Consider the following 25,736-nt stretch of genomic DNA (forward strand, 5'->3'; position numbering starts at 1 on the left):
CACCGGTCGGGACCGCGATCAGGAAGGTCATGAAGGCGAAGAAGGGCAGCAGCACGGCGCCGGTGGCGTACATGTGGTGCGCCCATACCGCGATCGACAGCGCCGCGATGGCGATGGTGGCGTAGACCAGACCGCTGTAACCGAAGATCGGCTTCCGGGAGAAGACCGGGAAGATCTCCGAGACGATGCCGAAGAACGGCAGCGCGATGATGTAGACCTCGGGGTGACCGAAGAACCAGAACAGGTGCTGCCACAGGAGCTCACCACCGGTGGCCGGATCGTAGATGTTGCCGTTGAGCACGCGGTCGACGATGGCGCCCATGAACGCCGCTGCGAGTAGCGGGAACACGAGCAGCACGAGGATCATCGTGATGAAGATGTTCCACGTGAAGATGGGCATCCGGAACATCGTCATGCCCGGTGCGCGCATGCACACCACGGTCGTGATCATGTTGACGGCACCGAGGATGGTGCCCAGACCCATGATGGCCAGACCGAGGAACCACAGATTGCCGCCCACACCGGGAGAGTGGATTTCGTCGGAGAGAGGCATGTAGGACGTCCACCCGAAGTCCGCGGGCCCACCGGGCGTGATGAAACCGTAGGCGACCACGAGAGCGCCGAACAGGAACAGCCAGTAACTGAAGGCGTTCAGACGCGGGAACGCGACATCGGGAGCACCGATCTGCAGCGGCAGGATGTAGTTCGCGAAACCGAAGACGACCGGCGTCGCGTACATCAGCAGCATGATGCCGCCGTGATTCGTGAACAGCTGGTTGTACTGCTCGTTCGACAGGAACTGCAGTCCGGGGCGGGCGAGCTCGGCGCGGATGAGCAGTGCCAGCAGACCGCCGAAGAGGAAGAACGAGAAGGACGTGAAGATGTACATCAACCCGAGCTTCTTCGGGTCGGTGGTGGTGATCAGGTCGTGGATCACCGCGCCTTTGGACTTGCGCCGCGGCGGATAGGGGCGCGTGGCCTTGACGGGAGCGACAACCGCGTTCATCGGTCCTCCTCGAGCCGCCCGAGGCGGCAACGGCGCGGTGCGGACGGGAGTCGATGTCCGTGCGAGGCACGGCGATCACCACCCGCGATGCATGCAGGTGCACCCAGACTAGGCGCTCGACTTCGCCCGTGCACCCGACTTCGGGGGCCGATTTCGGAGCTTCTCGTGCGCGCCGGCGGATCGCCGGTATCCGACATGTACAGAGAGGAGAACGTGTTCTACATTGTGACGGTCATCACTGCCCGGCGTGCGCCCCGAGCCCATCCCGTGGCCACACCTCCGAAAGGACGTACATGTCGTCGGCACCCACCACCGCGGTCATCGGCGCAGGTATCAGCGGGTTGACCGCCTCGAAGATGCTCTGCGACTACGGGGTGCCCTACGTCTGCTTCGAGAGCTCCGACCGAGTGGGAGGGAACTGGGCCTTCGGCAATCCCAACGGCCACAGCAGTGCTTATCGCTCCCTGCACATCGACACGTCCAAGCACCAGCTGTCGTTCAAGGACTATCCGATGCCGGAGTCCTATCCCGACTTTCCGCACCACACGCAGATCAAGCAGTATCTCGACGGCTACACCGACGCCTTCGGCCTGCGCGAGAACATCGAGTTCCGCAACGGGGTGCGGCACGCGCAGCGCCGTCCCGAGGGCGGATGGCAACTCGACCTCGAGGACGGGAGCACCCGCGAATTCGAGTTCCTCGTCGTCGCCAACGGGCACCACTGGGACCCGCGCATCCCCGAGTTCCCGGGGCGATTCGCCGGCGAGTCGCTCCACTCCCACCACTACATCGACCCTCGCACCCCGATCGAGTTCGCGGGCAGACGCATCCTCGTGGTGGGCATCGGCAACAGCGCCGCCGACATCGCCGTGGAACTGTCGTCGAAGTCGCTGCAGACGGAGGTGACGCTCTCCACGCGCTCGAGCGCGTGGATCGTCCCGAAGTACATCGCCGGCCGGCCCGCCGACAAGTTCTACCGCACCCTCCCCTACATCCCCATGTCGTGGCAACGGAAGGTCGCTCAGATGGGTCAGCCACTGTTGTCGGGGCGCCCCGAGCGGTACGGACTGCCCACACCGAACCACAAGTTCTTCGAAGCGCACCCCACGCAGTCCGTCGAACTCCCGCTGCGGCTCGGTTCGGGCGACATCGTGCCGAAACCCGACATCGAGCGGTTCGACGATCGCACCGTCCACTTCGTCGACGGAACGTCGAGCGAGTTCGACGTGGTCATCTACGCGACCGGCTACAACATCACCTTCCCGTTCTTCGACCCGGAGTTCATCAGCGCTCCCGACAATCACATCTCTCTGTACAAGCGGATCTTCGCCCCGGGCGTCCCGGATCTCGCATTCGCGGGGTTCGCGCAGGCCACGCCCACACTCTTCCCCTTCGTCGAATGCCAGGCACGACTGATCGCCACCTACGCGATCGGCCGTTATGCCCTTCCACCGGAAGACGAGATGCGACGGACCATCGTCGAGGATCAGCGCCGGTACACCGGGCACATGCTCGACCGCCCCCGGCACACGCAGCAACTGGACTACTTCGCCTACGAGTTCGACATCCGGACCCGGGAGCTGCCGAACGGGATCGCACGAGCCACCGCCCCGGCGTCCGAGGCAGTCGGGCGATGACGGGCGGCAGGGACGGCGACATCGCGCCTGGGCGTTCTCTGATCTTCCGATCGGGTGGCGAGACCGTGCACGCCTGGCATTTCTCCCCCGGCAGCGATGCCCTCGACGTCGACGGGACGGCACCGGTCGTGGTTATGGCCCACGGGCTGGGCGGTACCAAGGACTCCGGGCTCGCCCCCTTCGCCGAGTGTTTCGCGGCTGCCGGCATGCACGTACTGGCCTTCGACTACCGCGGGTTCGGCGAGTCTGGGGGCACCGTCCGCCAGCGTGTCGACATCGACGGGCAGATCTCCGACTACCGGGCCGCGCTGGAGGCCGCACGACATCTCGACGGCGTGGATCCTCGCCGGACGGCCCTGTGGGGAGCCTCGTTGTCCGGCGGACACGTCCTGACGGTGGCGGCCGGGGAACGAGAGGTCGCGGCCGTCGTATCGCTGACCCCGATCACCGACGGCCTCGCCGCAGGTGCCCTGGCTCTCCGGCAGCACCCACCGTCGACCCTCCTGCGATCGACGGCCGCGGGCGTCCGCAGCCGGATAGGGTCTGCGGCACGGCGCGATCCCACCACCATTCCGATCGTGGGACCACCCGGAAGTGTGGCCGCACTGTCGCTCGACGGCTATCACGAGGACTATCTCTCCCTGGCCGGACCGACCTGGCGCAACGAGATCGACGCCGACATCGTCCTGTCACTCGGCGCCTACCGCCCGTCCCGGTATGCCTCGTCGATCGAGTGCCCCGTCCTCGTGCAGATCGCGGATTTCGATCGGAGCGCTCCGCCGCACTCCGCCGCGCGGGCGGCCTTCCGCGCCCGCGCCGAAGTACGGCACTATCCGTGCGACCACTTCGACGTCTGGCCGGGCAAGGACTGGTTCGATCCTGCCGTACGACATCAGATCTCTTTCCTGACACGGCATCTCGACCATCGCTGAGCCCACTTCGAACCCGCTCACCCTTCGAGACCGCGAGGTGTACATGGCAGATACAGTCCAGCAGGCGCTACGCGAACTGGTCGAGAACGACACCACCGCCATCGTTCACGACAGCGGCACCTGGACCTGGCGCGAGCACCTGGCGGAGGCGTCCGCTCAGGCCTCCGCGCTGTTGTCCGCGATGGACCACGCCGAACCGGTGCACGTGGGCACACTCCTCGGCAACACACCCGCGATGCTGCACGCGATCGCCGCGGCCGGGCTCGCAGGCTTCCCCTTGGTCGGCATCAACGACACCCGCCGCGGCGACGGGCTCGCGCAGGACATCCTCCGGGCGGACTGCCGGATCCTGCTGACCGACGCCGAGCACGCTCCCCTGCTCGAGGGCCTGGACCTCGACGGTGTCACCGTCTTCGACGTCACGAGCCCGCACTGGCGCGCCCTGGTCGACGGCGCCGGACCACTCGAGCCCTATCGCGAAGCCGGTCCGGCCGATCCGTTCATGTTGATCTTCACCTCGGGCACCAGCGGGGACCCCAAGCCCGTGATGCTCGCGCACATGATGGTGCTGTTCTCCGGCAGCACCCTCGTCCCGCGATTCTCGATCACGAGTGACGACGTCGTCTACCTGTCGATGCCGCTGTTCCACTCCAACGCGATCCTCGGCGGGTGGTGCGTGTCGCTGTGCAGTGGCGCGGCGATGGCTCCCGCGAGTTTCTCTGCCTCGCGCTTTCTCGACGACGTGCGCCGCTACGGTGCGACCTACATGAACTACGTGGGCAAGCCCCTCGCGTACATCCTCGCGACGGTGGAGCGCCCCGACGACACCGACAACCCGTTACGCGTGGCGTTCGGCAACGAGGCCACCGATCGGGATATCGAGGAGTTCGGACGGCGCTTCGACTGCACCGTGTGGGACGGTTTCGGGTCGACGGAGGCCGCGGTGATCATCACCCGCGACGAGGGCACCCCACCGGGATCCATCGGCCGGGGCCTGCCGGGTGTGGACGTCTACGATCCCGACACGGTGACGCCCTGCCCGGCAGCAGAATTCGACGCCCATGGTGCATTGGTCAACGCCGACAAGGCCATCGGGGAACTGGTGAACACCCAGGGAGCCGGGTTCTTCACCGGCTACTACAACGACCCGGTGGCGACGGACGAGCGCCTGCGGGCCGGCATGTTCTGGTCGGGCGATCTCGCCTACAGGGATGCCGACGGCTGGATCTACCTCGCCGGTCGCACCGCCGACTGGATGCGGGTGGACGGTGAGAACTTCGCCGCCGCTCCCCTCGAGCGGATCCTGCAGCGACTGCCCCAGGCGAGCCGGGTCGCCGTGTACGGCGTACCGGACGAACATGTCGGCGACCAGATCATGACCGCCGTGGTGTTGCGGGACGAAACATCACTTGCACCGGAGGAATTCGCAGAATTCCTCTCGAAGCAGGCCGACCTCTCGCCGAAGGCGTGGCCGAAGTTCGTGCGGGTCGCCGCGGACCTGCCGTCGACCGCGACCAACAAGATCCTCAAACGCGCCCTGAAGAACGAAGGCGCCACCGCAGGCGACGGGGTGCTGTGGGTGCGTGAGGGACGGAGGTACGTCGCGGCCTGAGACGAGCGCGAACGGCCGGCGGATCGAACCTCCCCCCGGCCGTTTCGCGCACCGCCGTCAGGCGGCGCCGAAACCCGGCAACCGTGAAGGGGTCTCCACCACCGAGTACTCGCTCGCATCGCCCTGCACGACCCGGCTCGACGCGCCGTCCACACCGACGGGGATGTCACCGGCGAGGGTGATGCGGTGCAGGCGACGGGTGTGCGCACCGAAGTCGGCGATCCCGTAATGCTGCGTCGCCCTGTTGTCCCAGATGGCAACGTCCCCGTCGGCCCAGGACCACCGGAAAGTGTTCTCCAGTTTGGTGATTCTGTTCTGGAGCAGCTGGAACAGGGCAGAGGTCTCCGACGTCTTCAGCCCGACGAACTCCTTCACGAAGTGACCGAGCAGCAGGGAACGATCCCCCGTCTCCGGGTGCACGCGCACGACGGGATGGACCGTCTCGTAGGTATTGCGGCGGAACTCTTCCTGGTACAGCCGCCGCTCCTCGGTCAGAGCCGGATCGGAATCGCCGGCGTCGAGCTTCTCGGCGTAGTCGTAGAGGTTGGTGTGCACTGCCCACAGCGTGTCGACGAGCGCCCGGAGCGCGTCCGGCAGCTGCTCGTACGCGGCGGTGGTGGACGCCCACGTCGTCGCACCGCCGTAGGGAGGCAACGTCACCGCACGCAGGATCGAGGCCTTCGGAATGCGATCGACGAAGCTGACATCGGTGTGCCAGCTGTTGGCGGCACCTTCGATGGGCAACAGCCGCTTACCCTTCGAATGGACGGTGGGGTGCGACTGGGTCGGCGTGCCGAGCAGAGCCGCGAACGCCCACTGCTCCTCGTCGTCGAGATGTTCCTGTCCCCGGAACACGATCACCTTGTGCACCGCGAGTGCGTAGCGGACGGCCTCGATCGTCTCGGTGGACGACGATCCCGACAGGCGCACCCCGTCGATGCGGGCACCGATGTGTTCCCCCAGCCTGGTGACCGCGAGTCCCCCGGCAGCATAGATGTTCTCGGCGACGGCCGTGTCACGTTCGATGTCGATGATGGTCATGCGACTTCCCTTCGATGATCCGGATCGGGCGGTGGTTCCTGCGCCTGATCAGTTCATCGCCATCCGTCGTCCGAGTCGACGGTTGCGGTCACCGAGATCGGAATCGGGCGGGGGCCTCGTCTCCTCCGGGATCCCGTGCGCTCAACCGAGGACTTCGCTCCGCCAGAAGGTGTCGCAGTCGGGCTCGGTCTCGTGGTCGTCGAAGAAGGTGACGAGGGCGCGCGCCGCCGCTGTGGGGTCGGGAAAACGTCTCCCCTCCATCGGACCTCGGGTGATCTCGAGTGTGCCGGTCACGGGATCGACGCGCCCCTGCACCCGATACCCGCCGATGTCGGCCGTCACAACGAGGCGGTCGTCGACGATCTCGGGGGCGGTGGTCCGCGCGACCGGGCGCCCCACCCGCGTAGCCACGACCGGCGTCGCCGTCGTGCCGTGCGCCGGATCCCTGACCGCGTCGAGTGCGAGCAGATCCCACCGGTCGTGCCCGTGGACGACGTTGCTGCGGGCGATCGGGTGGCTGCCCGTCGGTGTCCGTCCCGGACGGTCGGCGAGCCAGAGCGCGACCTCCTCCTCGATCCCCGCTTCGATCTCAGCCGAGTCGACCACGTAGAACTCCGGCGAGGTCGGTGCGAGGTCGACGAACACCCAGTACGCGACCCCTGCTCCGTCGGCGGAGGGAACCCCGTCCTGACGCCTCGCGAGCCAGCCGTCGTTCATCGTCGGACACACGCGTACCACCCGTTCGGACCCGTCGGACCCGCACACCCGCACGTCCCGTCGTCCGGGGATCGGCTCGGCGCGACCACCACGCGACCGCACCTCGGCCACGAACGCCGCTACACCCTGCCGGGCGATGTCACCCATGTCGACTCCTCCTTCTCCGTGCACACATCGAGCGGTGGAGCGAGGATCGCAGCACGACTCCGAGGTCTCAAGCGACCATACGTGGATACAGCCGGAAGAGAAATGGATTGTGATGCGTCACCGGAAGGCATCACCCTTGGTGGTGAGGGCCTTGACCCGTTCGACGATGCGATCGTGCAGTTTGGACGGAGTCCTCCAGCGCATCGCGAGCTTGTCGTAGTCCATGGCGTGCTCGGCGATGATGTCCTTGAGCTGTTCGACCTCGAGAGCCGACAGTTTCTCCCGCAGGGCTACCTCTCCGTGTTCGCGATACACCGCGAACGGATCGAATGCGCCGGCGGCGCGCCGGCTCCGGCGTACCGCCGGCTTCCGCACCCCGGGCAGCACAGGCGAGAGCGCGGGGGTGTCGGCAACCGGAGCGGGCGGGGTCGCCGGGGTGGTGTCCAGCGCGGCGCCCAGCGCCTTCGCGAAACGTGGCGTGCGGGCGGCCTCGTCGGCGATCACCTGGACGAGCGCCACGAGCGTGCTCGCGGTCCCCGGCGCCGCCTCGTCGAGCCGGAACAGCGCCGCACTCGCCTCGCCGATACGCACGCGCAGACGCGCCCGTGCCATGTCCACGTCGGTCTCCGGGCCCGTCACAGGTACACCTGCGCATTCATCATGATCGTCTCGGTGAGGATGCGGAGCGCGTCGTACTGACCGGTGTTGCCGTACTTGCGCTTGAGCGTGCCGTAGGGCACGAATTCGGCGGACGCCGCGATCTGGTTGGCCTCGGGCACCCAGGCGGGGACGACGTTCGCGATCCGTTCGTCGCGCTGCAACTGCTCGATGATGCTGCGGTGGAGATTCGAGGCACTGCGGTACTTCGTGATGACGAGACCGATCTCGCGCACCGCATGCCCGGATCGCTGCGCGAACTCCTGAACCTTCTTCTGCAGCTGCGGAATCCCGTAGGTGGACAGGATGTCGGGAATCGTGGGGACGAGATATCCGTCGGCGAGTCGCAAGCCGTTGAGGGTGAGCATGCCGAGATTGGGCGGGCAGTCGACGAGGATGTAATCGTATCGATCGGCGACCGGCTCGACCGCCGAGAGAAGAACTTCGACGGGACGGTGCGAACCCGGGTCGGCGTACTGCTGATGACTCAGACCTTCCTGGATCTCCATGAGATCCAGGGACGAGGCGAGCAGATCGAGACCGCGCACCGCGCGCACAGGCGAGACATCGTGCTGGATCGCCTTCTCGATGTCGAAGTCGCCGGCATCGGGATCGATCGCTGTGCGGAACAGCGCCGCGAGAGTGCGGTCGAGCTCGTTGAGTTCCTTCCACCGCTCCTCACCGACCATCATCGTGGTGAGATTGGTCTGCGGGTCGAGGTCTATCAGGAGGACCCGCTGCCCGAACTCCGCCGCCATGAATTCGCCCAGGGCGGCCGTCGTCGTGGTCTTGCCGACGCCACCTTTCAGGTTGATCGTCGCGATTACCCGTGCCACCCCACACCTCTTCGGGAAAGAACTCGTCACTCGTTTCCCGAGCAAAACTACCCGAAGGTGGACATTCAGGGCATCCGGGTCAGCGACCCATGGATTCGACGGCGAGACGGGGAATGCCGGCGAGCGAATCCGCGGTCACGCTCGAGTCGGATGTCGCGAAGCCACTCAGGTACAGCGGCGGTTCACGGTCGGCGACCGCACGGACGACCTCCCCCTCCGAGAGGAACACGATCAGCCCTTCGGCGTCGGATCCCGGCAGATTACGCCAGGTCACGCCCGGGGTCTGCATCATCCGGTTGAGTTCGCTCATCAGCACCGGCACCCGGAAGTAGTACATCCTGTCCCACGATTCGACTCCGGCCGCAGCGGCGATCTCGCCGAGCGTGCGAGCCTCACCGGAGACGAGGACGGATTCGAACTCCGCTTCGAGACGAGGGTCGTCGATGACCGACACGTTCGTCCCACCGCCGCACCCTGACGCACCGAGAACTGCTGCGAAACCCAGCGCAACGCCCACTCGCACAAGCCGCGATGCCACGGCGCCCCCCTGTAGATCGACCCCCGACCGGACCCGAGGAAGCTACCACCGGATCGGACAAATGCACCAGTGAAGCCGGTCACATTTTCGGGAACTCGGGCCACCCTCTCGTTCGCGGGGCCCGCCGATGTGAGGGATGACAGGTACCGCACCTCGTTCCTTATTCCTTCGAGGTGAGTTCCGCGATATCCGCCCCGAGATCGCCCCGGAGAGCACTCATGAGCGCGGCCGCGGCGCCGAACTGGTCTCCGACGAGATCCGTGTTCTCGGTGGACAATTCGCGCGCACCCGACCTTCCGATGAGATCGTCGATCCGCCGGTCGAGACTCGCTGTGCGCTCGGCGATCCGAGCGAGATGCAGGTGCTCCTCGGCCCGGGTGAGCAGGTCGCCGATGCGGGCGAGCGCGGTGACCCGCGCGAGGATCTGATCCCAGACCGGTCCGAGTGCCGACACCCGGGCTTCGAGACTCGACCGCGCTCCCGGCGCTGTCCGGATCGCCGCGTGCAGTTCGTCGAGCAGGCCGCGCAACGCCACGGCGTCCACCGCGATCTGCGTGACCTCCTCCGCGAGATCCAGCTGGGAGCGCTGGACCTCGAAGTACTCCGACCGCCACGCAGCCGAGGCCTCGATGCGGTCGTAGAGCGATCCTGCGAGGAACATCAGGGTGTCGTAACGGTCGACGAAGTGATCGTCGCCGTCCGGCGCCTCGCGGGCGATGCGCTGCGCCACGCGACGACCCGTCTCGGCGAGCGGGGTGCGTTCCGACCAGCGCGTCACGCGGTCGACCGCGACATCGACCAGCGCGCCTCGCGCCTGGTCGACCGGAGCAACGGGAAGGGGCGCGGGGGTGTGCTGCAGGGCGGCGAACAGCGCTTCGCGCTGCTCGATCTCGAGGTGCAGTCCGTCGCGCCGGTCGCGGCGTACAGCGCGGACCCCCTGCGCATAATGCATCGACGAGTGGACGAAGGCCTGCCGGGCGTCCCGGATGCGTTTGGCCAGTTCGTTGGCCCGGTACTCGAGGGCGAGTCGTGCGGCACCGGGGCGCTGACCGGCTGCGCGCTCCCGCAGGCGGGCGTATTCGTCGGAGAGCAACCGCAGCTCGCCGAAACCGCCGGCTGCGGGCAACCGCCGCCCGGCCCGCCGGCGATTCGCCAGCACCGCCCGCGCGGGTTCGTCGAGTCGGCCTGCGGCGAGCGCGACCGCCGCAGCGTCCGAGAGCGGGGCATGCCTGCCCTCGATGCTCCGGTTCTCGCACCACCGGCGCACCCGTTCGGCGATACGCGTCCGCCGCTCCGCCGTCACCTCGTCTTCGTGCTGCGTGTGGGGTCGATCGGGTTCGGGCACGGGTCCTCCTCGCAGCTCGTCCACGGTGCTCTTTCCACTGTTCCAGATCCCGCGATCGTCCGGAGACCTGCGCAGGCACCGGCGGGCGCGGCACCCTTCTTCCCCCGGAGCCGGTCGCCGTGCGGACGCCGCCGTCCGGTTCGGTTGAGACCTTCGCGTTTTCGCACTTCGTGATGGATGTCACAGAAGATCGACACCGGCTGCCGGGCTTGTCCGGATCCCTCGACGCGCCTGCGAACATCACCGTGAAAACCGGTGCGTACCAGCGAAAACTGGACCCGGACCGAGGGGCGTACGAGGGGCCTCCTCAAGTTACCGATGGGTGTTACTGCGCAGTACCCGGCCCGCACCCCCGGTGGACCCACCGCCGGTGGACGCGCCTCCGGGCGAAAATTGCTGGGCGCGAGAGACACTCGGACGAGAGGCAGTCGCGAGGTGCACGCCGATGCCACTCACGGGAACGAAACGTGACAAAGCCTCATGTTTCGTCCATGCTGTAATCCGAACGGAGCCTTCGCCCTGGGGGACGTGCCCGTCGGGAACGGCGGTCGTATCTGCGGAGACCTGTTCGAACGGTCCTTCGGACACCGCGGACGTTGCCCGGTGGACCGATGGCGAACACGCATGCCCATACCAACCACGAGGAGCCGACCGCTACATGTTCCCGCTCGCGTCACCATCACGAGACGTGGGACGTACGACCGGTTAGTTTTGTCCTCCTCATTGGGGTGGAGCTTCGAGACGCGCGCGACGCGCGCACAAACCATGGAGAACGGTGGCAACGAGTATGTTCAAGCGGATCGCAGTGGTCAATCGAGGTGAGGCGGCGGTCCGTCTCATCCGGGCAGTCCGGGAGCTCAACTCCGAGCACGGCTACGACATCAGGACGATCGCTCTGCACACCGAGGCCGAACGACGGGCGATGTTCGTCCGGCAGGCCGACGAAGGAGTGACCCTCCGCCCGTCGACCACGGCGGCGACCCCCTATCTCGACCACGCCGAACTCGAGCGCGCACTTCTCGAAGCCGAGGCGGACGCCGTATGGGTCGGCTGGGGATTCGTCGCCGAGGACCCTGCCTTCGCCGAGCTGTGCGCCCGCCTGGGCATCACCTTCATCGGCCCCTCCGCCGACGCCATGCGTCTGCTCGGCGACAAGGTCGAGGCGAAGATCCTCGCGGAGAAGGTCGGTGTCCCGGTCGCTCCGTGGTCCGGCGGTCCGGTCGACTCCCGGGCCGATGCCCGCCGTCACGCGCAGGCGATCGGCTACCCGCTCATCATCAAGGCCCGCTCCGGGGGCGGCGGCCGGGGTATCCGCAAGGTCTACGCGGAGGACGAACTCGAACTCGCCCTCGAACGCACCCAGGGCGAAGCCGAACGCTCCTTCGGCGATCCCGTGGTCTTCATCGAACGGCTCGTCACCGATGCTCGCCATGTCGAGGTCCAGGTCATCGCCGACACGCACGGTAACGTCTGGGCTCCGGGCGTGCGCGACTGCTCCATCCAGCGCAAGAACCAGAAGGTCATCGAGGAGTCCGCCTCTCCCCTGCTCACCCGGGAGCAGGCCGATGAGCTCCGCAAGGTGTCGGCCGATCTCGTCCGCGCAGCGGGCTATGCCGGTGCCGGCACCGTCGAGTATCTCTACCAGCCGGACCTGAAGATCTTCACCTTCCTCGAAGTGAACACCCGACTGCAGGTCGAGCACCCCATCACCGAGGCCACCACCGGCATCGATCTCGTGAAGCTGCAGATCCTCGTCGCCTCCGGGGAGAAACTGCCCGGCGAGTGCCCCGGTGAATTCGGTCATGCCGTCGAGGCGCGCCTGAACGCCGAGGACGCCGCGAACGGTTTCGCGCCGGCCCCCGGCACCGTGGAACTGCTGAAGTTCCCCCTCGGATCCGGGCTGCGCGTCGACACCGGCATCGCCCAGGGCGACGTCATCCCGCCCGATTACGACTCGATGGTCGCCAAGATCATCGCGTGGGGCCGCGACCGTGACGAGGCACTCGCCCGTCTGCGGACCGCCCTGCGGGAAACCACCGTCGTGCTCGACGGCGGCACCACCACCAAATCGTTCCTGCTCGACCTGCTCGACCGCCCCGAGGTGATCGACGCCTCCGCCGACACCGGCTGGCTCGACCGCACCGGCGCCGGAACCGAGACCGGGCCGTCGAAGGTCGCCGACATCGCTCTCATCGCGACGGCCGTGGACGTCTACGACACCGACGAGGCCCGCGAACGCGCGGCATTCCTCCTCGCGGCCCGTGGCGGGCGCCCGCGCGCCCGGCACGCCGTCGGCCGCAAGGTCGAGCTGAGTTATCAGGGCCAGTCGTACGAACTGCTCGTCGGGCAGGTCGGCCCGCATCGCTACCGGGTCGACACCGGTACCGCCGAATTCGACGTCGAGATCGAGCGGCTGAGCGACTACGAGTCGCGCCTGACCCTCGACGGCCGCCGCCACAACGTGGTCTCGATCGCCGGGCCGGCGCATTTCCTCGTCGAGGTCGACGGCATCAGCCACCAGATCAGCCAGGACGAGGCCGGCGTGGTGCGCACACCCGCCCCGGCCGTGGTCGTCGCGGTTCCCGTCGCCGTGGGCGACGAGGTCGAGGCAGGCCAGACACTCGTCGTGCTCGAGTCGATGAAGATGGAGACCGCGGTCCGCGCTCCCTTCGCCGGCAAGGTCCGCGAGATTCTCGCCGTCGTCAACGCGCAGGTCGACGCAGGTGCGCCGCTCCTGCGTGTGGACCGGATCGCCGAGGAGGTCGTGACCGAGACGGTCGAGCGCGTGGAGTTCGTCGCACCGGCACCCTCGGTCAGCGACGACGTCGCGGTCGACGCGCTCGCGCGGCTCGACTCGCTCGCGGCCCTGGTCACCGGTTACGACGTATCCGCCAAGCGCACGGCGGCCCTGCTCGCCGAGTACGAAAGCCTTTCCGCCGCAGTCGACTCGTGCGCGCTCGTACGTGCCGAACTCGCCCTGCTCACCACCTTCGCGGACGTGTGCGAGCTCTCCCGCAACCGTCCCACCGAGGACGAGAAGAACAGCGACGACCGGGTGCACAGCCCCCGCGAGTTCTTCCACGGCTATCTGCAGTCGCTCGACGTCGAGGTGGGCGGCCTGCCCGACAGCTTCCGAGCCCGGCTCGCGCGCGCCCTGAGGCACTACGACGTCCTCGAACTCGATCGCACACCGGAACTCGAGGAAGCCGTCTACCGCTTGTTCCTCGCACTCGAACGCATCGAGGCCCACGTCCCGGTGGTGACCTCGCTGCTCGACCGATGGGTCGAGCGCGACGACACCGAGGTGGGGATCTCCCACGAGCTCAACGAGGTTCTCGACCGTTTGATCGTCGCGACCCAGGTGCGCTTCCCCGTCATCGGCGATACCGCGCGCAATCTGCGCTACCGCTACTTCGAGGAGCCGGTGATCCGCAAGGCCCGGGAACAGGCGTACGACGGGGTCCGCGGCTCCCTCGCCTACCTCGCCGAGCACCCGCAGGCCGCCGACTACACGCAGCGCATCGATTCGCTCGTCGCCACGCCCGAACCGCTGATCGACCTTCTCGCGCAGCAGATCACGCGTCCCGAGACGGTTCCGGGCCCGCTGCTCGAGGTGATCACGCGGCGTGCCTACAAGATCCGCACGCTCGAGGACGTCCGTTCGTGCACGGTCGGCGGCCACCAGTTCGTGACCGGCAACTTCGATCTCCGCGGTACGCGTCTGTACCTGATCTCCGCCGAAGCGCCGCACGCGGAGTTCGCCTCGCTGCTCGACGCGGTGGAGGAGTCCGCCCGCACCGTTCCGGACACCGCCGAGCTGGTGATCGACCTGTACCTCGCGTGGGACGATGCTCCCGCCGATGCGGACGCACAGGCCGAGTCGCTGCGGCAGGTACTCGCCGACAGAACGGTGACGGGCACCGCCCGTCGCGTCACCGTGACGGTGTGCCACACGGACACGGCCGAGGAGCACGTGTTCACCTTCCGGCCGCACGAGACCGGATGCGCGGAGGAGGCCAACATCCGCGACATCCATCCGCTCACCGGTCAGCGCCTGGACCTGTGGCGGCTGAAGAACTTCGACGGCACCCGCCTGCCCGCGAATCCGGATACCTACCTGTATCACCTCGTCTCACAGGACAATCCGTCCGACGAGCGGTTCATCGCGCTCGCCGAGGTGCGGGACCTGACGCCGCAGCGCGACGAGTCCGGCAGGATCGTCGGGCTCCCGGCCTTCGAACGGGCCCTTGCCGGTTCGCTCGACGGCATGCGCCGGGCCCAGGCCGCACGCGGCGGGCGTCGCCTCGACGCGAACCGCGTGGTGCTGTATGTCTGGCCGGTCGTGGATCTCGGTATGGAGGATCTGCGTCGCATCGGCCGCAATGCCGCGCCGCTCACCGTGGGAGCGGGACTCGAGGAGATCACCGTCATCGGTTCGTGGCGCGACGATCCGGACGCTCCCCCTCGCGAGGTGGCTCTGCGCTTCTCGTACCGGTCGGGCGCCGGCGTCATCGTGCGGGCCACCGAGCCTCCGAAGGAGCCGCTGCAGCCGCTCGACGAGTACACCCAGAAGGTCCAGCGTTCTCGATCCCGCGGCACCGTCTACCCCTACGAACTGATCCCGTTGCTCACGGGCAGCGAGGGCACCTTCGTCGAGTACGACCTCGACGAGCAGGGCGCGCTCGTGCCCGTCGACCGTCCGTACGGCCGTAACACCGCGGGTGTGATCGTCGGCGTCGTCGACACCCCGACTTCCCGATACCCCGAGGGCATGAAGCGCGTCGCGTTGTTCGGCGATCCGACCAAGGCGCTCGGCACCGTGGCCGAGGCGGAATGCTCCCGCCTGGTCGCCGCGATCGATCTCGCCGAGAGCCTCGGTGCGCCGGTCGAGTGGTTCGCACTGTCGTCGGGTGCAACGATCTCGATGGACTCGGGTACCGAGAACATGGACTGGGTGTCGCGAGGCCTGCGCCGCATCATCACGTTCACCCAGAGCGGCGGGGAGATCAACGTGGTGGTCACCGGCATCAATGTCGGCGCTCAGCCGTACTGGAACGCCGAGGCGACGATGCTCATGCACACCAAGGGCATTCTCGTCATGACCCCGGACAGCGCCATGGTGCTCACGGGCAAGCAGTCGCTCGACTATTCGGGCGGCGTGTCGGCCGAGGACAACTTCGGTATCGGTGGCTACGACCGCGTGATGGGCCCCAACGGCCAGGCGCAGTACTGGGCACCGAATCTCAGCGCAGCCATCGAGACCCTGTTCGCCCACTACGCCCACGCCTATGTGGCGCCGGGAGAACGATTCCCGCGCACGGCCGAATCGGCCGACCCGGTGGACCGGGACGTGCGCGTGTACCCGCACATGCATCCGTCCAGCGACTTCACCACGGTCGGTGACATCTTCTCGCCCGAGACCAACCCGGATCGCAAGAAGCCGTTCGACATCCGCACGGTGATGCGCGCCGTGGTCGATCAGGACCACGCGGTCCTCGAGCGCTGGGCCGACATGGCCGACGCGGACACCTCGGTCGTGTTCGACGCGCACCTGGGCGGGAACCCGGTGACGGTGATCGGCATCGAATCCCGCGCGATCCCGCGGAAGGGCTGGTTCCCGACCGACGGCCCGGACCAGTGGACGTCGGGCACGCTGTTCCCGAAGTCGTCGAAGAAGACGGCGCGGGCGATCAACGCGGCGAGCGGCAACCGTCCGCTCGTGGTGCTGGCCAATCTGTCCGGCTTCGACGGGTCGCCGGAGTCGTTGCGCAATCTGCAGCTCGAATACGGGGCCGAGATCGGCCGGGCCATCGTCAATTTCGACGGTCCCATCGTGTTCGTCGTGGTCTCGCGCTATCACGGCGGCGCCTTCGTGGTGTTCTCCGGAGCGTTGAACGAGAACATGGAAGTTCTCGCGGTCGAGGGTTCGTTCGCCTCGGTGCTCGGTGGCGCCCCCGCCGCCGCGGTGGTCTTCACCCGGGACGTCAACAAGCGCACCGCGAGCGATCCGCGGGTGGTGGAACTCGAGACGCAGATGCGGGCGGCCGAGGACGGTGAGAAGGCGCGTCTCGGTGTCGAACTCACCGCTCTGCGTACCGCGGTACGGTCGGAGAAACTCGGTGAGGTGGCGGCGGAGTTCGAAGCGATCCACAACATCCAGCGCGCCCAGCGGGTGGGCTCGGTGCATCGGATCGTTCCGGCCGCCGAACTGCGACCGCAGATCATCGCTGCCGTGCAGCGCGGGATGGCCAGGTCGCTCGCATAACTCCGGCCCGGACACGAGGCCCGCACCGACCGGTGCGGGCCTCGCCCCGTTGTGGCACCGGACACAGAAGCGATGCGGCAGAACCGATCCGAAATACACGCTGATTCCTCACTCCGTTCTCAGGAAGGTTTCATCGGCGGCTCCTACCGTCGGTAGTGCGGATCGGTAAGGAAAGGGGTGCGGAACAATGCGCATCGACAAGCGCTGGCTCATCGCGGGTGTCGCGGCAGCGGCCGTGACGGCCGGTTCGGTGGGAATCGCAACCGCAGTGGCCACGAACGAGCCCGCAGGACCGGACGAGGTGGTCGCACACAGCCAGGACGACACACAGGAAGCAGAAGACGGCCGGGAGACCGACGACTTCACCGAGCGGAGGCACGAGCGCCCCGACTCGGTGACGGCTCCGGACGCGCAGCACGACGGCGAACACGGGCCGGGCGAGCCTCCGGGCGACCGCGGAAGTGACGCCGACGATCCACGCGGACCACGTACGGACGGTGAGACCGAGGAAGGCGACATGCCCATGCCACCCCGGGACGCGCGCGGGCCGGGCATCCACCATCGTGACAGCGACCGGCAGCATCACGCTCCGCAGGACACCGGGGAGCAGAACTCCCAGGAGCAGGACGGAACCGGCATCTGATCCGCCGCCCCTCCGGCCGAGGGCCCTTTCCGCACCGCGGGAGGGGCCCTCCGCTGTGGAGGAATGCTCACGACGGTTGCCTCTCGACGCACTCGCCGGGCCTGTAACGCAGGAGGGTCGTGGAGCGACACGGTTGACGAGTCCGGACATTTCGGGCGATCGAGTTCACCGGAAAGGCAACCATGAAGATTCGTCGTCTCACTGCCGCTGTTCTGAGCTGCGCGGCATTGACCGTGGCGGCTCCGGCCACAGCCAACGCGTTCACTCCGACCGAACTGCTCCCGGTGGGGATCGCGGATCTCGTCCCCAGCGGTTCATGGAATCCGTTCGCTCCCCCCGCCCCGCCCGCACCCGCGCCCCCGCAGTCGGCGCCCGCGCCTCGACCCGCGCCCCCGCAGTCGGCCCCTGCTCCCGCACCTCGTCCCGCACCCAGCGGAGGCTTCGCGAACTGCACCGAGGCATGGAACGCCGGGGCCGCACCCGTGCACCGGGGCGATCCCGGCTACGCGCCGCGCCTCGACCGCGACAACGACGGTATCGGTTGCGAGCAGGATCCTCGCTGATCTCGTTCCCGATACGACGAAGGCTCTTCCGTCCTCGGACGGAAGAGCCTTCGTGTTCATCGTGCAGATTTCACAGCCGGCACGACGGCGGAGACGTCACAGCCACCACGACGGCGGAGACGTCACAGCCATCACGACGGCGGAGACGTCACAGCCATCACGACGGCGGAGACGTCACAGCCATCACGACGGCGGAGACGTCATAGCCATCGTGGAGGTGCCGTCTCGCCGCCGGTGACCCCGACGGCTCCGCGGCCGGCTGCCCAGCGGACGACTCCGGGCAGGTCGCCCCGCACCACCTGGGTGGTCTCGGCGTCGTCCTTCACGAGGATCGGGTCGCGTCCCTCGACCTCGAGGGCGAGTCCCGCGCCGAGATCCTTCTTGCGCCACATGCCGACGATGTCGTCGAGCAGCGACTCGAGCACGACCGCCGGGAAGTCCCCGAACCGGCCGCCGTTGTCGAGATCGACTGCGTGGATCCACACTTCGCGCGTGCGCATCCATGCGGTCTCCTCGGCGGGGACGAGTCGTCCCTGTGCCGTGCGGACCTGCGCCTGCCAGGCCGACGCCGGGAGATGACGCCACTTCTCGTCGAGTCGGGCAACGGTGTGGGAGAACAGGTTCCGCAGTGCGGCAGGATTCAGAGTCGCGCCTTCGGCGATCTCCTGCGCCCGCTGCTCGGTGGACGAGTACATCGGTGTCTCGACACCGGTCGCCGCCCAGTCCATGAGCCGGCACAGCGCGGCGGCGTTGTATCCGATGTGCGCGACCAGATGCCGCCGCGTCCACCCTTCGAGCAGGGTGGGACCGTCGAGTTCGTCGTCGGTCAGCTCGGCGAGGCGCTGCGAGAGGTACGCGGTGCCCCGCCGGGCGATCAGGAGACGCTCGGACAGGTCGAGATCGTTGAATCCCACGGTTCGGCTTCTCCTACTTGATGATCGTCTTGTTCTTGACGGTGCCGAGACCCTCGATTGTGACCTCGCAGACCTCGCCGTTCTGGATGTAGCGCGCGGGCTTGCGGGCGTGGCCGACGCCACCGGTGGTGCCGGTGATGATGACGTCGCCGGGCTGCAGGGTGACGATGTGCGAGATGTAGTCGACGAGCTTGGCGGGCGTGAACACGAGGTCGCTGGTGTTCGACGACTGCATGACCTCACCCTCGAGACGCGTCTCGATGGCGGTGCCGAGCTGGTAGTCGGTGTCGAGGAAGGGACCGAAACCGCTGGTCTTCTCGAAGGTCTTGCCCTGATCCCACTGCAGCGTGCGGTACTGGTAGTCGCGCATCGTGTAGTCGTTGATGACCGAGTAACCGGCGATGTACTCGGCGGCGTCGGCCTCGGAGACCTGGTAGGCCTGCTTGCCGATGACGACGGCGAGCTCGGCTTCCCAGTCGAGCTGCGATCCGGCGTAGGCGGGGACGACGACGTCGTCGTAGGGGCCGGTGAGGGCTTCCTTGAACTTCGAGAACAGCGTCGGGTACTCGGGGAGGTCGCGGCCCATCTCCTTGATGTGGGTCGCGTAGTTCAGCCCGACGCACACGATCTTGCCCGGCGACGGGACGACGGGTGCGTAGTCGGCGGAAGCGAGGTCGACGGTCTTGCCCGAAGCCTGCTCGGCCACGGACTTCCAGTTCGGGTCGGCGAGCAGCGCGGACAGGTCGTCGTAGCCGTCGATGACGGTGGCACTGGCATCGCTGTCTACTCGCACGGCGGCGGTGCCGCCGTCGAGACGGAGAGTGGCGAGACGCATGGTCAGGCTCCTTCGGAGATCATGGTGCGGTTGAAATGCAGACGTTCGACGATCGGCGCGTCGGAGAAGGCGAACAGGTCGATCCCGTTGTCGGTCTCCAGGGACCACTCGATCCAGGACGGCACGACGATCATGTCGCCCTTGCCGACGTCGTGGCTCTTGTCCGCGAGGTGGAAGCGCCCCTCCCCCTCGAAGACCTGGAAGACGACGGATCCGACGTCCCGGCGTGCCCGGGTGTGCGCTCCGGCACGGAGACGGTGGAACTCGGCACGGATCGTCGGCATGACGTCCCCACCGGTGGTGGGGTTGGTGTAGCGGACGGCGGCGTGCCCCGGCTCCGGGGTGGCCGCGTAGCCCTCGTCCTCGAGGGCGAGCTGCTCGTTCAGCGCGCGATCGGTGTGCACCCAGCGGTAGCACGCGATCGGCGAGCTGGTCTTGCGGTCGAGGCCGACGAGCGGCCGCAGGCCCGGGTGTACCCACAGTCGCTCGGAACGGGAGAGGTCCGGGGTGCTCTCGTCGGTGACGCCGTCCGAACCGAACTCGAAGAAGCCGGTGTCGGTGTAGTGCACGAACGGGATGTCGAGGCCGTCGATCCAGGCCATCGGCTGGTCGGTCTCGTTGTGGTGGCCGTGGAAGTTCCAGCCCGGGGTGAGCAGGAAGTCGCCGCGGCGCATGGCGACCGGGTCGCCGTTGACCACGGTCCACACGCCCTCACCCTCGACGACGAAGCGGAAGGCGTTCTGCGAGTGCCGGTGTTCGGGCGCGGTTTCCTTGGGGCCGAGGTACTGGATGGCCGCCCACAGCGTGGGGGTGACGTACGGGACACCGCCCAGGCCCGGATTGGCGAGGGCGATGGCACGACGCTCACCGCCGCGGCCGACCGGCACGAGGTCGCCGGCGCGCTGTGCCAGCGGGTACAGGGTCGACCACTTCCAGACGAAGGGCACCGCCTTGGAGGTCGGGACCATCGGCATCAGGTCGCCGAGCTGGGTCCACAACGGGTTGAGGTGCTCCGTCTCGAAGTCGTCGTACAGCTTCTGGAGCTCGGGATCGACGGGCTCGGTGGCAGTCATGAAATCTCCTTGTCCGGCGTTGCCCTCCAACCTAGGGGCGCCGGATCTCCGGAGGCCAACTATTTCTGCTGGGTGGAATTCGGCGCGTCCGAACCGTCGATATGAGCGATATCGACCTCGATGCCGCGCACCGCGGCCTGCATCTGCGCGACGAGACGCCCGCGCAGATGCTGGCGGTAGCGCGTCACCGGCACCGCCGCGGTGAGGGCACCGATCGCGGTACCGCGTCCGTTGCGGATCGCCACTCCGATCGCTGCCACCCCTTCCTCCGTCTGCTCGACGTTGACCGCGAAGCCCAGCTTCCGCGCGGCCTCGAGTTCGTGGGCGAACTCCTCGAACTCTCCGACGGCCATACGGCGGTCGGTCTCGTAGGCCGGGGTGGGCCCCTGCGCGATGTTGGGTTCGTCCGCGGGGCGCAGATACAACTGTTCGAGCACCGCCCGCGGGAGTTCGGCGAGCAGGATCCGTCCACCCGCTGTGAGCTCGGCAGGAAGCACCTGACCTCGGCGATCACCCACACGCAGGATCGAGGCCGCCTCCGCGGACCACAGGAATCGAGCCTGTGATCCCACCCGGATCACGAGGTTGATCGTCTCGTCGGCGAGCGCCGCGAGTGCTTCCATGTGGGGGCGGCAGAGATCGGTGAAATCCCGCGTCCAGCCCTGCCGGGCCGGACCGACACCCAGCGCCGGGCCCGGGTGGTACATGCGTTTCTCGTCCTGCACCGCGAACCCGCGGTAGACGAGCATGGCGAGCAAACGGTGCGCCGTCGACGGCGCGGTGCCGAGTTCGGCGGCCGCGTCCTTGAGCCGGATGGCGCCCGCGTCGCGGAGCAATTGGAGCAACCGCAGCGCGTTGTCGACCGACTCGAGCATGTAGGTCGGCTTCCGGATCGTACCTCTCGGCTTGTTCTGCATAGCAGAACTTTATTGCATCGCAGCGTGGTGCGCACCCACCGTTGAAGAATGCACTCCCCGAACGAGGTCTCACCGGCGCGGGCAGGGCGCAGCATTTCCCTGCCCCGTGCGCACGTCATCGCGGTGATCGTCTGCTGGCTCTTCGTCGTCTTCGACGGCTACGACCTCATCGTCTACGGCAATGTGATCTCGAGCCTGCAGGACGAGTGGGGTATCAGCTCGTCCACGGCAGGCACCCTGGGAAGCCTGGCGTTCGTCGGCATGATGATCGGCGCGGTACTCGCCGGCAGGATGTCCGATGCGATCGGACGGAAGAACGCCGTCATCGGTTGTGTGGTCGTCCTCTCGGTCTTCACCACCCTGTGCGCGGTGGCACCCGGACCCGTGATCTTCGGCATCTTCCGGCTGATCGCGGGCATCGGACTCGGCGGGCTCGTGCCGACCTCGAACGCGCTGGCCGCAGAGCTCGTGCCGGACAGGTGGCGTGCCGCCGTCGCGACCATGATGATGTCGGGCGTTCCGATCGGTGGCTCGATCGCGGCCCTGGTCGGCATCCCCGTGATTCCCAACTGGGGATGGCGTCCGATGTTCGCCTTCGCCCTGATCCCCCTCGTGGTCCTCGTTCCGCTGGCCTTCAAAGTCCTGCCGAACCACTCCGCGCTGAGCAGCCATCCGGACAACTCCGCGGGTGGCTTCAAGGAACTGCTCGGTGATCGCTTCCGCACCATCAGCATCATGTTCGCCGCCGTCACCGTCGTGACACTGCTGGCCTGGTACGGCCTCGGCACGTGGCTGCCCAAGCTCATGCAGGGCGAAGGAACCGATCTGGGCAACGCCCTGACCTTCTCGCTCGCCCTGAATCTCGGCGCGGTCGCCGGCTCGTTCATCACCGCGTGGGGCGGTGTGCGCTGGGGTTCGGTTCCGACCAGCATCGTCGCTGCGCTGCTCGCCGGCGTCGCACTGCTGACCCTGCTGCTCGACCCGCCGGTCGCCGCGGTGTACCTGATCTTCGTGCTCGCCGGCGTCGGTACCCACGGCACCCAGGCCCTGATCATCGCCGCGGTCGCCTCGTACTATCCCGACCACCTGCGCGGCACCGCGCTCGGCTGGGCACTCGGCGTCGGACGCATCGGTGCCGTCGCCGCCCCGCAAATCGGCGGCTGGCTGCTCGCCGCCGGTCTCGGTGCCGACTCGAACTTCGTCCTCTTCGGTATCAGCGCACTGATCTCGTCTCTGCTGCTGATGGTGATCTGGAAGAAGTTCCCCGCACGCCACGACTCCCTCCGCGGGCCGGTCTCGGCGCAGTGATCCACAGGCGCACCGATCCGCACCCGCGGTGCCGGCGCCGACAGCCCACCCGGCCCTCCCGGCCCCGCTTCACACGATTCGAAGGAGTGTCATGTCCGACCTGAAGGACGCACGAGTTCTCATTGCCGGTGGCGGCATCGGCGGTGTCGCCAACGCCCTCGCTCTCGCGCAGAAGGGTGCTCAGGTCACGCTCTTCGAGCGCGCCGCCGAGTTCGGCGAGGTGGGCGCGGGCCTCCAGATCGGCCCGCACGGATCGCGCATCCTGCAGTCGCTCGGTGTCTACGACGAGGTCATCGCCAAGGGCGTGCTGCCGAAGAATCTCGTCTTCCGTGACGCCGTGACCGCCGAGGTCCTCACGAAGGTCGATCTCGGGCGCGACTACCAGCAGCATTACGGTGGCGTGTACTTCGTGGTGCACCGCTCCGATCTGCACTCCGTGCTCGTCGACGCGGCCCGGCGGGCCGGCGCCGACCTGCGTACGAACTCCACGGTCACCGATGTGATCACCGAGGGCGACACCGTCCGGGTCGTGCTCGAGAACGGCGAGGAGCACGTCGGTGACGTCGCGCTCGGCATGGACGGATTGCACTCGCGCCTGCGTCCGAAGCTCTCCGACGACAAGCCGGTCGGATCGGGTTATGTCGCCTTCCGCGGCACCTTCCCGATGAACGAGGTCCCGCTCGAGGAGGACATCGAGGACGTCGTCGGGTACATCGGGCCGCGCTGCCACTTCATCCAGTACCCGTTGCGCCAGGGCGAGATGCTCAACCAGGTTGCCGTCTTCCAGTCGCCCGCCTTCCTGCGCGGCGAGGAGAAGTGGGGAAGCCCCGAAGAGCTCGAGCACGCCTACGAGCACTGCCACGAGAGCGTCCGCTCGGCTCTGAAGTACCTGTGGACCGACCGCTGGTGGCCCATGTTCGACCGCAACCCGATCGACAACTGGGTCGACGGCCGCATGATCCTGCTCGGTGACGCCGCCCATCCGCCGCTGCAGTACCTCGCCTCCGGCGCCGTCATGGCGCTCGAGGACGCCAAGTGCCTCGCCGATTATGCCGCCGAGGACCTGCGGGGAGACACGAAGAACTGGCCGAAGATCCTGCAGGACGTCAACGCCGAACGGGCACCGCGCTGCAACCGGATCCTCACCACCGGCCGGATGTGGGGCGATCTGTGGCATCTCGACGGTGCCGGCCGTGAGGCCCGCAACGAACTGTTCCGCATCCGCGACACCTCGAGCTACAAGTACACCGACTGGCTGTGGGGCTACAGCTCCGACCGCAACCGCTGAGGTCGTCTCCTCCGCACCGAATGCCGCCCCCGATCACGCCGATCGGGGGCGGCATTCGCCGTATGCGGGTCGCGCCCCTCGCGGCGCACGGTTCACCGCCGGTCGTTCGGGGCATGCTGCAGGGGTACCGCACATCATCGTCAGGAGGGCCCATGGCACGAATCGCACTCTTCGGAGGACACGGCAAGGTCGCCTTGCATCTCGAGCGGTTGCTGGCCGACGCCGGTCACGAGACCAGTGCGTTCATCCGCAATCCCGACCACGCCGACGACATACGCGCAGCCGGCGCCACACCCGTGGTGGCCGATGTCGAGAAACTCGGCATCGCCGAGATCACCGATCTGGTACGCGGCCACGACGCGGTCGTCTGGTCGGCAGGAGCGGGTGGAGGGGATCCGGCTCGCACCTACGCGGTCGACCGCGATGCGGCGATAGCATCGATGACCGCAGCGCAGGAGGCCGGTGTACGCCGGTACGTGATGGTGTCGTATTTCGGATCCCGTCCCGATCACGGAGTCCCCGAGGACAACCCCTTCCATGCCTACGCCGAAGCGAAGGCTGCCGCGGACACCCATCTGCGCGGGACCGATCTCGAGTGGACGATCCTCGGCCCCAGCGCGCTGACCCTCGACCCGCCCACCGGCCGGATCGAGATCGAGGGATACGGGGCGAGCGAGGGGAGCCAGGTCTCGCGCGCCGATGTCGCCGCCGTCATCGCGGCCGTGCTCGAGCGCCCGGAAACGGCAGGTCGCACGATCGAGTTCAACAACGGGGACGTCCCCATCGACGACGCGCTCGATGCCCTCCGGTAGAGCGGATACGTCGGAAGTCGTACACCGATCACGATCTCGGGTGGACGACCGCGACCCGCTCGGCTCCTAGCGTCGATCCCATGACCACACTTCCCGCGGTGAACCCCCGTATCGCGCTGAGCGCAGCCTATTCCTGCGTCGCGCTCATCGCGTTCGGGGGCATTCTCGCCGAGACGATCATCCTGTATCCCAACATCTTCCACGACCCGCCGGGATCTCTCGATCAGGCGGTCCGGTTCTTCTCGCAGACCGGCCCGGCCGATTTCTTCCCACCCATGGGGGCGCTCACCGTCGGCCTCGGTCTGGCCGCCCTCGTCGCCGTCCGCCGCGACCGGGTGGCACGCAGATGGATCACGGCGAGCGTGACCGTCCTGCTGCTGGGGGAATTCGCCTTCTCCGCCCTCTACTTCTGGCCCCGCAACACGATCATGTTCGACGAGGGAATCGCGGTGCATTCCGCGGAGACACTGCGCCGGGTGGCGGTCGAGTTCGAAACCGGACACCTGGTCCGGCTCGCGATGAGCGGGGTCACCGCCGCGCTCGCGTTCGGCGGCCTGTACCGGGTGCTCACCTCCGCTGCACCCGCCGGCACCGGAAAGCCGGCCACCGGAGGCGGCGTTCGGATCGCCCGTCCCACTGCCGAGCGGTAA

21 protein-coding genes are annotated in these 25,736 nt (G+C 67.6%); 10 read left to right on the forward strand and 11 right to left on the reverse strand.

Annotation, left to right across the window (positions count from 1 at the left end; all coding sequences use genetic code 11):
• Positions 1-1,006, reverse strand: a 1,006-nt coding sequence (locus MOM01_RS09275; protein WP_241385138.1) for a cbb3-type cytochrome c oxidase subunit I, incomplete at its 3' end; no start/stop codon positions are given.
• Between the two features lie 293 nt (positions 1,007-1,299).
• On the opposite strand from MOM01_RS09275, the gene MOM01_RS09280 reads away from it, so the two are divergent.
• Genes MOM01_RS09280 through fadD1 form a run of 3 tightly spaced genes read left to right on the forward strand, consistent with a single transcriptional unit; the run spans position 1,300 to position 5,187 of the window.
• Entirely contained in the window at positions 1,300-2,643 is a 1,344-nt protein-coding gene (locus tag MOM01_RS09280) for a flavin-containing monooxygenase (RefSeq protein ID WP_241385139.1), read from the forward strand.
• Positions 2,640-3,575 carry an alpha/beta hydrolase gene (locus tag MOM01_RS09285; RefSeq protein ID WP_241385140.1) on the forward strand — a complete coding sequence of 312 codons (936 nt, stop codon included), beginning with the start codon at positions 2,640-2,642 and terminating at the stop codon, positions 3,573-3,575. The genes MOM01_RS09280 and MOM01_RS09285 overlap by 4 nt, the downstream gene beginning before the upstream one ends.
• A gap of 43 nt (positions 3,576-3,618) precedes the next feature.
• Entirely contained in the window at positions 3,619-5,187 is a 1,569-nt protein-coding gene (fadD1, locus tag MOM01_RS09290) for a fatty-acid--CoA ligase FadD1 (RefSeq protein ID WP_241385141.1), read from the forward strand.
• Positions 5,188-5,244: 57 nt separating this feature from the next.
• Here fadD1 and MOM01_RS09295 read toward each other — a convergent pair whose 3' ends face one another.
• The 6 genes from MOM01_RS09295 to MOM01_RS09320 all read right to left on the reverse strand — a co-directional run bounded on the left by MOM01_RS09295 (position 5,245) and on the right by MOM01_RS09320 (position 10,468).
• Complete coding sequence (locus MOM01_RS09295; protein WP_241385142.1) at positions 5,245-6,228, reverse strand: TauD/TfdA dioxygenase family protein; 984 nt, start codon at positions 6,226-6,228, stop codon at positions 5,245-5,247.
• A 141-nt stretch (positions 6,229-6,369) separates the two neighbouring features.
• Positions 6,370-7,092, reverse strand: coding sequence for a hypothetical protein (locus MOM01_RS09300; protein WP_241385143.1), 723 nt, complete (start codon positions 7,090-7,092; stop codon positions 6,370-6,372).
• A gap of 117 nt (positions 7,093-7,209) precedes the next feature.
• Positions 7,210-7,731: a hypothetical protein gene (locus MOM01_RS09305; protein ID WP_241385144.1), complete on the reverse strand. Its 522-nt coding sequence runs from the start codon at positions 7,729-7,731 to the stop codon at positions 7,210-7,212.
• Complete coding sequence (locus tag MOM01_RS09310; RefSeq protein WP_241385145.1) at positions 7,728-8,585, reverse strand: ParA family protein; 858 nt, start codon at positions 8,583-8,585, stop codon at positions 7,728-7,730. Before MOM01_RS09310 ends, MOM01_RS09305 begins: the two co-directional genes overlap by 4 nt.
• 79 nt (positions 8,586-8,664) lie before the next feature.
• The gene (locus MOM01_RS09315) at positions 8,665-9,039 is read right to left on the reverse strand and encodes a hypothetical protein (protein ID WP_241385146.1); all 375 of its coding nucleotides are present in this window, start codon (positions 9,037-9,039) and stop codon (positions 8,665-8,667) included.
• A gap of 244 nt (positions 9,040-9,283) precedes the next feature.
• A complete protein-coding gene (locus MOM01_RS09320; protein ID WP_241385147.1) occupies positions 9,284-10,468 on the reverse strand; it encodes a hypothetical protein in 1,185 nt (394 codons plus the stop codon).
• Positions 10,469-11,255: 787 nt separating this feature from the next.
• Here MOM01_RS09320 and MOM01_RS09325 point away from each other — a divergent pair.
• The 3 genes from MOM01_RS09325 (at position 11,256) to MOM01_RS09335 (ending at position 17,939) form a co-directional block, all read left to right on the forward strand.
• Positions 11,256-16,733 (forward strand): ATP-binding protein, encoded by a 5,478-nt coding sequence (locus tag MOM01_RS09325; protein WP_241385485.1) that lies wholly within the window; start codon positions 11,256-11,258, stop codon positions 16,731-16,733.
• Between the two features lie 187 nt (positions 16,734-16,920).
• Complete coding sequence (locus MOM01_RS09330; protein ID WP_241385148.1) at positions 16,921-17,376, forward strand: hypothetical protein; 456 nt, start codon at positions 16,921-16,923, stop codon at positions 17,374-17,376.
• A gap of 182 nt (positions 17,377-17,558) precedes the next feature.
• Entirely contained in the window at positions 17,559-17,939 is a 381-nt protein-coding gene (locus MOM01_RS09335; protein ID WP_241385149.1) for an excalibur calcium-binding domain-containing protein, read from the forward strand.
• Between the two features lie 200 nt (positions 17,940-18,139).
• Here MOM01_RS09335 and MOM01_RS09340 read toward each other — a convergent pair whose 3' ends face one another.
• The 4 genes from MOM01_RS09340 to MOM01_RS09355 are packed head-to-tail and all read right to left on the reverse strand — an operon-like array spanning position 18,140 to position 21,678.
• On the reverse strand, positions 18,140-18,853 hold the full coding sequence (locus tag MOM01_RS09340; protein WP_241385150.1) for a maleylpyruvate isomerase family mycothiol-dependent enzyme: 714 nt from the start codon (positions 18,851-18,853) through the stop codon (positions 18,140-18,142).
• Positions 18,854-18,866: 13 nt separating this feature from the next.
• Positions 18,867-19,688 (reverse strand): fumarylacetoacetate hydrolase family protein, encoded by an 822-nt coding sequence (locus MOM01_RS09345; RefSeq protein WP_241385151.1) that lies wholly within the window; start codon positions 19,686-19,688, stop codon positions 18,867-18,869.
• A 2-nt stretch (positions 19,689-19,690) separates the two neighbouring features.
• Positions 19,691-20,761 (reverse strand): cupin domain-containing protein, encoded by a 1,071-nt coding sequence (locus MOM01_RS09350; protein WP_241385152.1) that lies wholly within the window; start codon positions 20,759-20,761, stop codon positions 19,691-19,693.
• 59 nt (positions 20,762-20,820) lie between these two features.
• Entirely contained in the window at positions 20,821-21,678 is an 858-nt protein-coding gene (locus MOM01_RS09355; protein ID WP_241385153.1) for an IclR family transcriptional regulator, read from the reverse strand.
• A gap of 48 nt (positions 21,679-21,726) precedes the next feature.
• Here MOM01_RS09355 and MOM01_RS09360 point away from each other — a divergent pair, with 48 nt between their 5' ends.
• From MOM01_RS09360 to MOM01_RS09375, 4 genes are all read left to right on the forward strand, one after another.
• A complete protein-coding gene (locus tag MOM01_RS09360; protein WP_241385154.1) occupies positions 21,727-22,986 on the forward strand; it encodes an MFS transporter in 1,260 nt (419 codons plus the stop codon).
• A 91-nt stretch (positions 22,987-23,077) separates the two neighbouring features.
• The gene (locus MOM01_RS09365) at positions 23,078-24,274 is read left to right on the forward strand and encodes an FAD-dependent monooxygenase (RefSeq protein WP_241385155.1); all 1,197 of its coding nucleotides are present in this window, start codon (positions 23,078-23,080) and stop codon (positions 24,272-24,274) included.
• Between the two features lie 152 nt (positions 24,275-24,426).
• Complete coding sequence (locus tag MOM01_RS09370; RefSeq protein WP_241385156.1) at positions 24,427-25,086, forward strand: SDR family oxidoreductase; 660 nt, start codon at positions 24,427-24,429, stop codon at positions 25,084-25,086.
• Positions 25,087-25,166: 80 nt separating this feature from the next.
• Positions 25,167-25,736, forward strand: a complete 570-nt coding sequence (locus tag MOM01_RS09375; protein WP_241385157.1) for a DUF1772 domain-containing protein — start codon at positions 25,167-25,169, stop codon at positions 25,734-25,736.

It is taken from the genome of Rhodococcus sp. CH91 (genome assembly GCF_022554085.1).
Taxonomy (GTDB): domain Bacteria; phylum Actinomycetota; class Actinomycetes; order Mycobacteriales; family Mycobacteriaceae; genus Rhodococcus.

Bases quoted from the DNA above. Each gene is read 5' to 3' on its own strand.
- MOM01_RS09355 (WP_241385153.1), bottom strand. From the start codon at position 21,678: ATGCAGAACAAGCCGAGAGGTACGATCCGGAAGCCGACCTACATGCTC.
- MOM01_RS09365 (WP_241385155.1), top strand. From the start codon at position 23,078: ATGTCCGACCTGAAGGACGCACGAGTTCTCATTGCCGGTGGCGGCATC.
- MOM01_RS09325 (WP_241385485.1), top strand. From the start codon at position 11,256: ATGTTCAAGCGGATCGCAGTGGTCAATCGAGGTGAGGCGGCGGTCCGT.
- MOM01_RS09295 (WP_241385142.1), bottom strand. From the start codon at position 6,228: ATGACCATCATCGACATCGAACGTGACACGGCCGTCGCCGAGAACATC.
- fadD1 (WP_241385141.1), top strand. From the start codon at position 3,619: ATGGCAGATACAGTCCAGCAGGCGCTACGCGAACTGGTCGAGAACGAC.
- MOM01_RS09375 (WP_241385157.1), top strand. From the start codon at position 25,167: ATGACCACACTTCCCGCGGTGAACCCCCGTATCGCGCTGAGCGCAGCC.
- MOM01_RS09300 (WP_241385143.1), bottom strand. From the start codon at position 7,092: ATGGGTGACATCGCCCGGCAGGGTGTAGCGGCGTTCGTGGCCGAGGTG.
- MOM01_RS09280 (WP_241385139.1), top strand. From the start codon at position 1,300: ATGTCGTCGGCACCCACCACCGCGGTCATCGGCGCAGGTATCAGCGGG.
- MOM01_RS09330 (WP_241385148.1), top strand. From the start codon at position 16,921: ATGCGCATCGACAAGCGCTGGCTCATCGCGGGTGTCGCGGCAGCGGCC.
- MOM01_RS09360 (WP_241385154.1), top strand. From the start codon at position 21,727: ATGCACTCCCCGAACGAGGTCTCACCGGCGCGGGCAGGGCGCAGCATT.
- MOM01_RS09370 (WP_241385156.1), top strand. From the start codon at position 24,427: ATGGCACGAATCGCACTCTTCGGAGGACACGGCAAGGTCGCCTTGCAT.
- MOM01_RS09350 (WP_241385152.1), bottom strand. From the start codon at position 20,761: ATGACTGCCACCGAGCCCGTCGATCCCGAGCTCCAGAAGCTGTACGAC.
- MOM01_RS09345 (WP_241385151.1), bottom strand. From the start codon at position 19,688: ATGCGTCTCGCCACTCTCCGTCTCGACGGCGGCACCGCCGCCGTGCGA.
- MOM01_RS09335 (WP_241385149.1), top strand. From the start codon at position 17,559: ATGAAGATTCGTCGTCTCACTGCCGCTGTTCTGAGCTGCGCGGCATTG.
- MOM01_RS09285 (WP_241385140.1), top strand. From the start codon at position 2,640: ATGACGGGCGGCAGGGACGGCGACATCGCGCCTGGGCGTTCTCTGATC.